Raw genomic sequence first — 12,144 nt, forward strand, 5'->3', positions numbered from 1 at the left:
CACTTTTCCTATCAGCCGACGTTTCCGGGCAATACCTACCGCAGGAAGTCTGGCAGATCGTCCCAGCTGGACTCCACCGGCTCGGTCGGCACATAGTGCTTCCAAGCGATGTCAGCAATCTCGGAAAACCGGGCAAGCGCGCCCGAATATGGGGACGCAAGGGAGACGTCGTATCGGGGGGCTGCGATTTCCGAGCCGCCCGCAACAGAGTTAGATACTTGGGCGAGCAGGTCGGATCCAAAAAGAATCCTGACATCCTCAGAGGGCCAGCGCCAGCGAGGCAGCGGAAGCGGATGCAAGTCGCATATAATTTGCGACAGAGATTCTTCGGTAACGTTCGTGGCATACATCTGATAAGGCGCTCCGGCAATCGCCTCGAATACCGTTGCATGGAGGAGAAATTCTGAAAGTGACTCGCCGGTAGGAATCCAGACCTCAGGCTCCGGGCCCGATCGGCGATCAAATACCATTGGATCGCCACCGCTAATATCTGTAGACCACGTCCAGCACCCCTGGTTCTCTACCCAGAAGACCAGCTTTCCATCCTCGATCTCCAGCTCATTTGGGCCGAGAGGATGGTTGAACGTCACCGTAGGCGCAGACCATCGCGAGGTAGTTTCATGCCAAAGCCTGAGCGGGGGCGGCATGAGGGCCGATTCTTCGTTTGTGGAAATTGGCAGATCCGGGCTGCCATACCAGCGCGTCAGAAACCTGTTCAGACTCTCGCTGGTAATATTGCGAAGTTCCTCCATCCGTTCAGTATGCACCACGCAAGTGCAGCTTTCCACTGAGTTGCGCCAAGAACTGCCCGACCAGATTTGACTTTAGCTAGGATGCCGATCGCTACTGAACTTGACTGAGCGACGTTCCGGCCTCCTGTTCGGTGGGCCCGCCATTGATGGCCGGGATCACATCGTGGTGCCACCTCGGCAGCAGCCCGTGTGTACCTCGTGGAGCGCTCGAAGCGCCAGCGGCCGTAGCAGCGCGCCTTTCCCCGATGCGGAGCCGCCCGCCCCCTGGAGCCAGAGGGGCGGGCGGTTCATCATGGGGTCGGTGGGTTGGGCGCTGCCTGGCCTGGCTCATCGTCGCAGAGGTGGGCGAGCCGGTGGTTGGCCAGGTCGACGGCGTCCCTCAGCGAGCCACCGGGCGCGCCCGCACCGGATCTCCGGTACGGGCGCGCCCTGCTGCTGCGCCGGGGCTTGCCTGATGGCCTCGGCTACTTGACCCCGGCATCCGCGCACGCCTGCGCGTACTGCTGGGTGCAGATGTCGGACGCCTTGTAGAGCCCGCCGCCGACGACCGTGGCCTCCACCTTCGGCTTGGTCACCACGATCGGGGTGAGCAGCAGCGAGGGGATGTGCAGCCCGCCGCTGTCGGTGACCGAGGTCGCGGTGGCGCTGATGTCCAGGCCCTCGGCCAGCTGGACGGCGATGCTGCCGGCCGCGTCCGTCTCGGGCTTGTACGGCTTGTAGATGGTATACGCCTGCTCGCCCGTGAGCACCCGGCGGATCGCCTCGATGGAGGCGTCCTGGCCGCCCACCGGCACGTTCTTGATGCCCGCGGCCTTCAGGGCGTCGATGACCGCGGCGGCCATGCCGTCGTTCGCGGCGTAGACGGCCTGGATGCCGTCCTTCCCCAGGCTCTGGATGGCCTCGTTCATCTTCGCCGTGGCCACGTCCGGCTTCCACTCGCCGGACTGCTCGTAGGCGATCTTCTTGACCTTGCCGTCCAGCGCCTGGTGCGCACCCGCCTGGAACTGCGCCGCGTTGGGGTCGGACTCGGCGCCGTTGATCATCACGACGTTGGCCGAGGAGGCCTTTGGGCCGAGCGCGTCGAGCAGGGACTGGCCCTGGAGCCGACCGGTCTGCTGGTTGTCGAAGGAGACGTACGCGGCGACCTTGCCCTGGGCCAGCCGGTCGTAGGCGACGACCTTCACGCCCTTGGCGTTGGCGGCGTCGACCCACGGGGCGGTGAGCTTGGCGTCGACCGGGTCGAGCAGGATGACCTTCACGCCCTTGGCGACCATGTCGTCGAACTGCTTCTTCTGGGCGGTCGCGTCGCCGCCCGCGTTGGCGTAGCTGATCGTGCACTTCACGCAGAGGCCGGTCACCGTCTGCGTGATCAGCGGCTTGTCGAACGCGTCGTAGCGGGTCGAGGAGGCGCTCTCCGGAAGTAGCAGACCGATGCCCTCGCTGCCTCCGTCGGCCGCCGGCGTCTGGGGCGCCGCGGTCTGGCCGCAGGCGGTGAGGGTGAGTGCGAGCGACGCGGCGGCCGTGCCCGTGGCCGCGAGACGCAGGGGTCTGATCATGATCGGTGGTGCCTCCTGTGCTGCGCCGCGAACAGTGCGGCAGGGGAGGGATTCAAGCCCCACCGGGCGAATGCGTCAATAAGCGGAGGAGGCTTCGTTGTGCCCCTGCTCGATTCGTTACGGAATGAACAGGACTTTCACACTTTCGAAGATCGAATAGGTGGTCGGTATTGATAATTCAGAGGACTTATTAATCAGCGAACGGGGGCGCGGTGGACCGGGGGATCCGCCCCGGCCCACCGGACTCTCAGCGCCGGGGAACCCGCCTGCGGCCACTCGCACCACCGCGCCTGGCCCACCAGAACGCCCACGCGAACACCGTGCTCGCCGGCCTCCGACGCGGTCTCACCCTGACCCGCGCCGCGACGGAGGCCGGCTGCACACCGGCGCACGTGTGGCGGCTGCGCGTGGACGACCCGGCCTTCGACTTCGCCGCGATCCAGGCGGTGACGCAGGCCGCCGCCCCCGGGCTGTGGAGCAGCCCCCTGCTACCCGTACACCGCTTCTGCGTGGCACCCGAGTGCCCGGAGACCCGCCTCAAGGCCAAGGGCCTGTGCGTGCGGCACTACTATCAGCAGCACCGCACCGGACACATCGCCGGTCCGGACCGGCAGTACGGACGGACCACCTGCACGGAGCCCGGGTGCGGGCGCCCACACCGGGCCCGGGGATACTGCACCCGCTGCTACGAACGTCACATCCGTTCGCGCGCAGCTCGCGGAACCTGACCCCGAGTTCTGCGTATCCGAACTACCCGGTCGAATAGTTCGGTGCCCTCACGTGCCTCATGTGCCTATATGGAGATCATGGGAAACCCTCGCAATCCCAGATAGACCTCGGAGTTGGGCCCGCTGATGCCCGTTGGGCGGGGGGCGAGTGGGAGCTGCGTGCCGAGGCGGCGTCGGGGATCGCTGGGTGCCCGGACTGCGTCCAGGCCCGGGAGTGTGTGCGGCTATGTCTTCTCCGGTGTGTTGTCGGGGAGCCTGTGGCCTTGGGCGTGGAGCCAGCGCCGGATTGCCTCCGTGTGGCGGACGGCGGTTGCGTGCAGGGCTGGACCGGTCTTCGCGGCGGCGGTCTCGTGGCCGATTCGGGCGGCGTCCTGTTCGGCGGCCTCGACGACGGCGCTCGCGACCCAGTCGTCGAGGACTCCGTCGTTCTTCCACCGGGCGAGCCGGTCGCGCGCGGCCTGGTGGGCGGCCTGGGCTTCGGCTGCCTTCGTCTGTTGGGCGGCCCGCTCCCAGTACCGCGTGCGGTTGGTGAGGTATGCGTCGATGGCGCTGCGGGCCATGGCCTCGTTCCGTTCGGGATCGTGCTGAGGGCTCGTCATGCGGGAAGGATAAGAGAGCGTCGATGGGTCGGCTCGCTGCCTGCAGCGGGGGATTTGCCTCGTCGAGCCGGACCAGGACGCCGCCTCCGTGGGCATGCCGATTGGCGCGGGCACTGGGCCCGGGAGGTGAACCCGTGCTGCGCCCCTGCTGGACCTGCAAGGGCCTGCTGGGCGGCCCTGAGGGCCTCGAAGCGGGAATTGCGCAGCGCGGCCGCGCAGGAGGTCGCCGAGTGCCCGGAGTGTGCGGGTGACCGGGGGGTGGAGGGGCTGGGTCCGTTGGTGCTGCCCGTCCCGACCAAGCGCGAGCTGGTGGCCGCGCTGGTCTGCGTTCCGGCTGATCCGTGGTGGGAGGACCGCGTGCTGCACGCCAAGCTCTACCCGGCGAGGGGCCGCAGGGTGTGACCTGTTGGGGGGTGCGGGGCGTGTGAGGTTTGAGGGGGGTGTAGTTGGGATGTGGGGTGGTGTGTGGGCTGGGGTTTTGTGGGTGGGGTGAGAACGGGTGTGTGGGGGTTGGTGGGTTTAGGCGGGGGTTGTGAGCTGGGAGTATCGCGGGTTTTGTGAGTGTGGTGGCCGGTGTTGAGGGGTGTGGAGTGTCGTAAAGGCTGTTTCCACGTTTTGGCTGGTCAGGGCTGTTGTCGCTGGTCAGGTGGGGTGTCGTGGGGGCTGTCCGAGTGCCCGCTGGTGGGCTGTTCTCATTGATCTCGGAGTGTTCTCGGATCATCTCGGGTGCGGGTGCGGGTGCGGGTGCGGGTGCGGGTGCGATGGCGATGGCGCCGGGCCGGTGTTCTCGCTGTTTCTGAGGGTTTCTCAGCCGGTTTCGGTGGCTGGTGTCCCCGCCTTCATCGGGTCCGTCCGCGGAGGCGGGGTGTGGGGTGGGTTTCGGCGAGGTGGTCCAGGCGCACCGCCTCGAGGGTGGCTTTGGTGATGCGTTCGGTGCCGTCGAGGATCGCGGTCAGGGCGGCTTCGCGGATGAGGCGGGCGAGGCTGCCGATACGCCCGGCGGTGCGTTGGTGGAGGTAGGGGGCGTGGCGGGACAGGGTGCCGGGCCGGTGCCGCCGGAGGTCGAGGGCCGTTTCCATGTCGGTGACGAGGTCGGTGAAGGGGCGTCGGGTGCCGAGGCGGGCGGGTAGGGCGCCGGTTTCGACGAGGCTGGTGCGGGCGGCGAGTTGAGCGCCGCGGACCCCGCTGAACAGGGGTGTGTTGGTGACGTCGATGCCGGCGTAGACGAAGGTCGCGCCGATGCGTTCGGTGAGGTCTTTCAACAGGTCGGCGGCTTCGGCGCCGGTGGTGGTGCGGGGGTTGAGGCGGTGGATCTCGTCGATCAGTACCAGGCGCACGCCGGCGGTGTTGTAGGTGTGGGTGACGGCGTGCATGAGCTGGGCCTGGGTGGTGCGCGCGGTGACGGGGATGCCGAGGTAGCGGGCGAAGCCCGCGGTGAGGGTCTTGGCGCTGGCACCGGGCGGCACGAGGACGTAGGCGACGGGCACGGCCGGCTGCCCGTTCCCGGGTGGGGCGGGGTGTTGGCGCGTGTGGGCGAGGTGGCAGGGGCGGCCGACCTCGAGCAGGGCGGTGGTCTTACCCGTGGCGGCGGGCCCGGTGAGGATCAGGCCGGGGCGGGCGGTGGTGCGCTGGTGGCGTCCGAGCAGCATCAGGCGCCGCACGCTGAGGGCGAGGGTGTCGATGGCGGGGGTGCGGACGGTGACGAACGCGGAGTGGCAGGCCAGGCGCTCCTCGACACCGCGCTCCGGTTCCCCGGGCCCGGGTGGTGCGGGTGCGGGGGCGGTGGCGAAGGTCTGGAAGCCGTGCCAGGTGTCGACCGCGTACGGCGCCGGCTCCAACGTGCCGGCTGTGCCGGCCGCATTGGTGCTGTTCACCGCCGGTGCCCCGTTTCTGTGATGCCTGCCGTCGTGGGTACGTGCCGGTATCCGGTGTGCGGGCTCCGAGCGGGCGTGGCGCGCCCGGCGGCCGCCGGACGCGCACGGTGCCACCGCCGGTAGTGCTGCAGCATCTCGACCCGGCCGCGCATCGCTCCGGCCCGGCCGCGCTGTGCCCGGTGTCGGCGTGCCGTGGCCGCTGCCGGGCCGGGGATGGTGCGCAGACGTCGCCGGTTGCCGTCGGGTGCGGGTTCGGGGGTGTGGTGGTGGGTGTTCACCATCGTGCGGCTTCCTCGTGGGCGTTCCACAGGCCGAGGCCGGTGTAGGGCGGGGCGGGGGAGCGGCCGCTGGTCGGTTCGCTGTTCCATTCGTCGGTCCAGCCGTCGTCCTCGTCGTCGGGCCACTGGCCGGTGTCGGGTTCGGTGTCCAGGCCGTCCAGGCTCTCGGTGTCCTCCCAGCCGTCCGTGTCTGTGCCGTGCGTGTCCGGGCCACCCTCGAGGCCGGGGCCGGGCGGTGTCCGGCGGGCTGCGGTCCGTCGTCCTGGTGTGCCCGCGCTGTCTTCCCGTCCCGGCCGCGCTGGCGGCAGCGTTCTGCCGCCTGCGGGAGTGGGGTGGGGGATGCGGGCGGGTTGGGCGCGGGTGAGGAGGGCTTGTTCGGTGCGGGTGGCGTGTCCGGCGGCGGCGCGGCGGATCAGGTCGTCGAGGGCCTGGGCGAGGTCGGCTTCGTGCTGGTCGTGGTCGCCGCGGCGTTGGGCGGTGGTGCGGATGTGCTGCCAGGTGCGGTCGTCGAAGGGCTGGTGGACGTGGTCGCGGTGGATCCAGGGGATCTCGACCAGGTCGTCGCGGTCGGGCAGGCGGATCCAGATCTGACGCAGGTCGTGGGGGTTGTGGTGGACCTCCCACCGGCCGCCGCGGGCGGTGGTGGGGGAAGGTTGGCCGCGGTGGGGGCCGAGGAGGTCGTGGTCGTAGGTGCGCTGCTCGAGGCGGATGCCGTGGTCGCTGATGGTGAGCCAGCGCACGGGCAGCAGTTCCAGGTAGTCCCGCCCGGTCAGCGGGACCGGCACGTACCCGCACACGGCGGTCAGCGCGCCCCACATCTCCATGGGCGTCAGCCGGGTCTTGGGCAGCACGGGGTGGCGCAGCCCGTTGTGGGGGCGGTGGTGCCAGTGGACGAGCCATTCGTCGAGGAGGTCCTGCAACTGGTCGACGCTGTAGCAGGCGTGCTGTTCGACGTCGCGTCCGCGCTCCGTGACGTTGGAGCCGGTGTAGCCGGGCAGGTGCTGCCACAGCAGGGTGTTGAGGGAGCCGAAGGTGCGCTCGACGATGCCCTTGGCGGTGGGGGCGTGCGGTGGGGCGGGCTGCACGCTGATCCCCAGGCTCTGGCAGGCGGCGGTGAACGTCTCGGAGAGGTAGATCTTGCCGCGGTCGACGACGATCGTCTCCGGCACCGCCACCGGCCGTGCCGCAGCGCCCTGCAGGCGGTCGTCGACGGACAGCAGTTCCTCCCGGTGGGGGATGGAGGAGCGGGCGAAGCGCAGCGCGTGGGGCCAGGTGGGCCGGGCGGGGTGGGGGACGGCCATCTCCGCGAGCAGTAACGCGGCGTCGACGGCCTTGGTGCCGTGCGGGCGCAGCACGGCGGCCAGGATGGAGCGGGTGGCGACGTCGACGGCGATCGTCAGCTCGGGCCGGCCCAGGGTGCCGTCCTCGAACAGGGCGAGGACGTCCAGGCGCGTGGTGTCGACCTGGACCTGCTCGCCCGGGCGCAGCGCGACGGTCGGGGTGAACGCCCGCCCCTCCCGCGGGCCGGGGACGCCGTCTCCGCGGCCGTGGATGTCCTCGCGCGGGTCGGTGAGGGCGGCGACCAGCCGGTAGAAGGTGGCCTGCGAGCACATCGCGACCGCGTCCCCGTGCCGTTCCGTGAGGATCCGGGCGGCCACCGGGAACAGGGCCTTGACCGTGCCCTTGGAGCGGCCGCGCCGGCGCCGGATCGCCTCCTTCACCGCGGCCACGACCCGCTCGTCCGTGCGCCCCGCAGGCATCGGCCCGCGGGTGGTGCGGTGGTCGACCAGCCCCCACAAACCCTGCTTGCGGTAGTCCAGCCGCATCTTCTGCACCGTGGAGCGGGAGACCTTCCCGAAGCCGAGCGCGGTGAGCTCCTCGGCCTTGGCCCGCTCACGCTCGGCGAGGGTGTACCGCTTCGGGTCGTAGCACTCCTTGGCCACGAAGCCGGCCTCGGCGCCGTCGGGTGGCCGGTCTCGACCTCGCGGATGTGGAGACGCCACGCGAGCGCCCGTTCCCTGGCCGCCGCTGGGGCGGTCTCGAACAGGCCCCACTGCGGCGCCGCCTCCGCCTTCCCGCCGGCCTCGGGGCCGATGAGGGCGAACGTGGGGTCGGCGAACAGGTGCCCGGCCAGCACCACTTCCTCCCCCTCCTCGGCAACCAGGTGGACGCGCTGGCCGGCCAGGCCGACGACCTGCCAGCGCAATCCTCGGAAGCGGACCTGCCCGCCGACCGCCAGCACCGGCCGCCCGCCACGCCGCCGTTCCACCGCGCTCACTGGACACCCCCGCCGAAACCGCCGACACCGTCGACCACCCAAGCCGTCCCGGCCGTCCCCGTCCCGCTGCTCCCTGCCACGGTTCGTACGGGTGCCGGGCCGACGAGGACGCCCTGGTGCAGGGGGCGTTCCAGAGGCACGGTCAGCCGGCCGTGCCACAGGGCGTGGAAGACGGCGGGTAGAACCGTCATCGGGGTGCCGACCGCCTGAACGCCTTCCAGGAGCGGTCTGGGCCGCGCGAACGCCTCCAGCAGCGCGTCCACGACCCCGGGGCGGCCCTGGTATCGGGGATGGCGGTAGCCGGCCAGCCACCGCAGGTTCGCCGCGAACACCGCGTCCAGCGGCTCCAGACGCCGGTAGCGCCAGCCGACCAGGTCGCATGCCGTCCGGGCCGCCTGCGCGGCACGAAGTGCCCGTTCACCGCCCGCGTCAGCATGACCGGGGCAGTCGGCCAGCAGGGCGGTGCCGTCCGCGTACCGGGCGAACAGCTGTGGCACCCACGAGCGCGCCCCGCCCCGTCGATCGCGCCACACGAGCCGCACCGGCCGCCCTGCCAGCCCTGTCACCCGCGGGTCGCGGTCCAGGACCATCAGCTGGGTACGCATCGCGTTCGACCCGACCACCACAGCCCCGGCCCCCACCTGCGTCCGGGCGGCACCGGGAACGCGGACACCGGCGCCAGGTCCTCGAACGCCATCGCCACGCAGGCGTCCTCCCACCGCTGCCGCACCTCCCGCCCGACCGGATCGAGGAACACCGCCTCGAACCCCGCCCGCCCATCCACATCCACCGGGCCCGCAGACCCACCCGTCCCGGCCATATCGTCCGCGCCGCTCACGGTTCTCAGCCAACCCGCCACAGACGCCCCCGCGGACGGCTTTCCCCGTTCCCGCCCCACCCCGTGACCTGGTGCGGTAGAGCGCTCCACGCGTACCAGCGTTCTCACCCGGGCCCACACCCCACCGACCGAGCCCAAGCCCGGCACGCCCACACCAGTGCTGCTCCGCACCCGGCCCGCACCTGGACCCCCCGAGGCGCCCCCATCAACCCGCCGAACCCTCTACCACACCGTCCCGCCACCGGCTCCGAGCACTTCGGCGAGCGCGTCCGGCGACAGCCCCGCCCACGCAGCCACATCCTCGACCCGCACCCCGGCCTCCACCGCCGCCTGCGCGACCTCCCGCAACGCCTCCCGCAACCGGCCGGCCGCAGAGCCGATCCCCTTCAACAGCTGCTCCGCCGCCTCCGCACTGCTGCCCCGCTGCGCCCCGCGCAACTGCAGCAGCTGCTCCTCGGCATCGTCCAGCAAGTTGCCGATCAGCATCCGCTGCTCCGGCGCCACCGCCGAGCGCCACACCGTCCCCGACCCCGGCAGCCGTGCTTCCTTCGTCAGCGCCCGCAGCTGTGCGGCCATGCTCGGCGGCTGGAGCTCACGGCGTACCAACCACAGGTCGTCCCGGTGACCGGGCGGCAGGGATGCGCCGCGGCGCCGGCGGATCACCGCTCCCATCCAGGCGATCAGCGGACCGCCGAAGTCGACCGCGGCCAGCGGCCCCAGCCAGGGGCGCCCGACCCGCTCGCCCAGCTGCCGGCAGAACGCCCCGTCCGCCGGCAGCGCCCGGGGCCGCCCGGCCCCGCTGTCCTGCCACACCAGCTCGGCCATCCCCGGATCCAGCAGCGCCCGCGCGACCTCCACCACCTCCGGGAACACCGCCGCGTCCCGCGCCACCACCCGCCACCGCCAGAACTCCCCGCCCGCGTCCCCGCCCGCCAGGGCGTGCAGCCGTGCCGGCCACACCCGCTCCTCCGGCCACTCCAACGCCAGATCCCACCACCGGCACACCACCGCCCACGCCACACCGAACACCTCCCCGGCCCCCACCCCAGCCCGCACCGCCCGCTGCGCCACCCGCACCCACCGCCGCTGCGCCTCCGCCACCTCGGGCAGGGCGCGCACATCCAGGAACTCCAGTGCCTGGTCCGCGTCCGCGTCCAACAGCCACCGCCCGTGCCGCGCACACACCCGCTCCCAGCGCTGCGCGTACCGCACCACCCGCCCCGGCGCCCCCGTGCGCCGGGCCGTGCACGACCGGCACCCGAACGCCACCGGCCCCACCACCGCACCGCCCACCCGCCACACCGCCGCCCCAGAGCCATTGCTCGCCGCGTTCGAGGCCAGCTTCTCGTCGTTCAGCCCCCACGCCGGCAACGCCCGCTCCAGCACGTCCTCGCCGACCCCGCACAACCCGGCCAGCACCCGCCGCCCCGCCGCATCCAGCAGCATCTCGGCGTCCGCCCGCAGCACACCGCCCTCATGCCGGGGGCGGTGGTCGCGCCACTGCCAGGACGCCAACAGGGCGGCGTCGTCCAGCCCGTAGTGGGCGGCGACCCGGCCGACCAACGAGGAGGTCGTCTCCCCGATGATTGGAGAGACACGGAAGAGCGCGGAAACCATGGGCCCAGCCTCGCGGAGAACAGCGGAACCTGGAGGCAGTTCCACCTTCCCGGTCGCCCTCGACACCTGGCGGTTGTACGGCCAAGGGGTGTCGGTGGTCGGTCGTATGGTGCGGCGGGTGACGACGACTTTTGGCCCGTACCCAGGTCTTTCCGTGCGGCTGCCCGATGTCCTGCCGGATCCGTGGGCGCTGGTGCGGGGCACGGACTGGCCTTCGCTGGGTACCGCGTACGGGACCGCGGAAGGGCTTCCCCGGGTACTGGCCCCGCTCCTGGGCCCGGGCCTGACTGCGGAGGAGACCGGACGGGTGCTCAATGCGCTGGAGCCGGTGCAGCACCAGAACACGATCTATGAGGCGACCGCGCCCGCGGCGTTGTGTGTCGCGGCGGTCCTGGCCCGCCGCGCTGAGCATTACCGCGGGGCGGCGGACAAAGTCTGTGCTCTGCTGCTGGGCTGGCTGGCCGGTATCGCCTGGGACAGCGACGACGCCTGTGTTGCGGCCCATCAGCGGTACTTCAAGGAGGACTTCCTGCAGGGCTACCCGCCCATGGCGGCCATGCGTGCCCTCAGGCCAGTGCTGTTCCAGGCGGTGGCTCCGTTCCTCGACGACCCCGACGCCACGGTCGCCGAGGAGGCGCTGTGCGCCGCTCTGGCGTTCGCGGAACACCCCGACCTGTCCGGGCACCGTGACAACCTGGTCGGCCGCGCCCGACGTCTTCTGCTCGTCTGCGACACGCGGTGGCGTCGTCGGCAGGCCCTTGACGCCCTGACCGCGTGGGGCCACGACACCGCCGGCCTCGCCCAGCCTGGTGATGACGACCGCAGCCCGTACCTCCCCAGCTCCGCCTGGCCTCATGGCGACGGCGATCCTGACAACCCGCCCTTCTGACCGTCCCAGCACACGAAGGGTTCGGAGCTGGAGTGGCGGGAGAAGGCCCGGCCGGATCGGCTGGAGTGCCCCGACTGCGTACAGGACCACGCCGTCAAAGGCTTGGGCCCGCTGGTGCTGCCGGTCCCGACCAAGCGCGAGCTGGTGGCCGCGCTGGTCTCCACTCCGGACGATCCGTGGTGGGAGGACCGGGTGCTGCACGCCAGGCTCTACCCGGCGAGGGGCCGCAGGTGTGACCTGTTGGCGTTGTGGGGCGTGGTTTGGCCCTAAACGCGGGGTTGTCTGGACCTTTGGTTGTGCCTGTGGGGGGTGTCGGGTGGGTGGGGTGGGGTGGCTGGTGTGGTGACTGTGTGTGGTGGGTGGGGTCGGGGGGTGGGGTCGGGCCGGTTGGGGTGGGGTCGGTGTGGTGGGTTGTTTTCGGGGATGAATTCCGTCGGGTATTCCGTCTGGTTGTTTTGGTGGATTGGTTGCTGGTGGTGGTGTGAATTCGGGTTGGAATTGCGGGGTGGGGGTGGTGGCGGGGATGGGTGTTCGGTTTGGTGGTTCGGGCTGGGTGCCGCCGTCCCGGGCCCGCCGTCCGGGTCGTCCCGGGCCTGCTGTACCCGGTCGGTGCTGCGCCCCCTGCTTGGGTGCCGCCGTCCCTGGCCTGCTGTGCTCGCTCGGGCCGGGCTGCTGGCGCCGCCGTTCCGGCGGGGATGGCTGGGTGGTCGTCAGGCTGCCCTGGTGGTCCGCTTC

General features: G+C 71.2%; 10 protein-coding genes and 1 pseudogene. 4 read left to right on the top strand and 7 right to left on the bottom strand.

Annotated features, from left to right (window positions below):
- Positions 1-35 precede the first annotated feature (35 nt).
- Positions 36-752, bottom strand: coding sequence for a hypothetical protein (locus AB2U05_RS37440; RefSeq protein WP_369185834.1), 717 nt, complete (start codon positions 750-752; stop codon positions 36-38).
- A gap of 464 nt (positions 753-1,216) precedes the next feature.
- On the bottom strand, positions 1,217-2,308 hold the full coding sequence (locus AB2U05_RS37445; RefSeq protein WP_045700188.1) for a sugar ABC transporter substrate-binding protein: 1,092 nt from the start codon (positions 2,306-2,308) through the stop codon (positions 1,217-1,219).
- A gap of 320 nt (positions 2,309-2,628) precedes the next feature.
- On the opposite strand from AB2U05_RS37445, the gene AB2U05_RS37450 reads away from it, so the two are divergent.
- On the top strand, positions 2,629-3,036 hold the full coding sequence (locus tag AB2U05_RS37450) for a hypothetical protein (protein ID WP_369185835.1): 408 nt from the start codon (positions 2,629-2,631) through the stop codon (positions 3,034-3,036).
- A 224-nt stretch (positions 3,037-3,260) separates the two neighbouring features.
- On the opposite strand, the gene AB2U05_RS37455 is transcribed toward AB2U05_RS37450, so the two are convergent.
- Positions 3,261-3,635, bottom strand: coding sequence for a hypothetical protein (locus AB2U05_RS37455; RefSeq protein ID WP_369185836.1), 375 nt, complete (start codon positions 3,633-3,635; stop codon positions 3,261-3,263).
- Between the two features lie 276 nt (positions 3,636-3,911).
- On the opposite strand from AB2U05_RS37455, the gene AB2U05_RS37460 reads away from it, so the two are divergent.
- Positions 3,912-4,037 (top strand): hypothetical protein, encoded by a 126-nt coding sequence (locus AB2U05_RS37460; protein WP_369185837.1) that lies wholly within the window; start codon positions 3,912-3,914, stop codon positions 4,035-4,037.
- A gap of 437 nt (positions 4,038-4,474) precedes the next feature.
- Here AB2U05_RS37460 and AB2U05_RS37465 read toward each other — a convergent pair whose 3' ends face one another.
- The 4 genes and pseudogenes from AB2U05_RS37465 to AB2U05_RS37480 form a co-directional block, all read right to left on the bottom strand.
- On the bottom strand, positions 4,475-5,509 hold the full coding sequence (locus tag AB2U05_RS37465) for a TniB family NTP-binding protein (protein WP_369185838.1): 1,035 nt from the start codon (positions 5,507-5,509) through the stop codon (positions 4,475-4,477).
- A 274-nt stretch (positions 5,510-5,783) separates the two neighbouring features.
- Positions 5,784-7,730, bottom strand: coding sequence for a transposase (locus AB2U05_RS37470; RefSeq protein ID WP_369185839.1), 1,947 nt, complete (start codon positions 7,728-7,730; stop codon positions 5,784-5,786).
- A 331-nt stretch (positions 7,731-8,061) separates the two neighbouring features.
- Positions 8,062-8,885: pseudogene (locus AB2U05_RS37475) on the bottom strand (TnsA-like heteromeric transposase endonuclease subunit).
- 240 nt (positions 8,886-9,125) lie between these two features.
- A complete protein-coding gene (locus AB2U05_RS37480) occupies positions 9,126-10,520 on the bottom strand; it encodes a DNA-binding protein (protein WP_369185840.1) in 1,395 nt (464 codons plus the stop codon).
- Between the two features lie 118 nt (positions 10,521-10,638).
- On the opposite strand from AB2U05_RS37480, the gene AB2U05_RS37485 reads away from it, so the two are divergent.
- The gene (locus AB2U05_RS37485; protein WP_369185841.1) at positions 10,639-11,409 is read left to right on the top strand and encodes a hypothetical protein; all 771 of its coding nucleotides are present in this window, start codon (positions 10,639-10,641) and stop codon (positions 11,407-11,409) included.
- 102 nt (positions 11,410-11,511) lie between these two features.
- Positions 11,512-11,679, top strand: a complete 168-nt coding sequence (locus tag AB2U05_RS37490) for a hypothetical protein (protein ID WP_369185842.1) — start codon at positions 11,512-11,514, stop codon at positions 11,677-11,679.
- Positions 11,680-12,144 lie beyond the last annotated feature (465 nt).

The organism is Streptomyces sp. Y1 (assembly GCF_041053115.1).
Lineage (GTDB): Bacteria > Actinomycetota > Actinomycetes > Streptomycetales > Streptomycetaceae > Kitasatospora > Kitasatospora rubellomurina.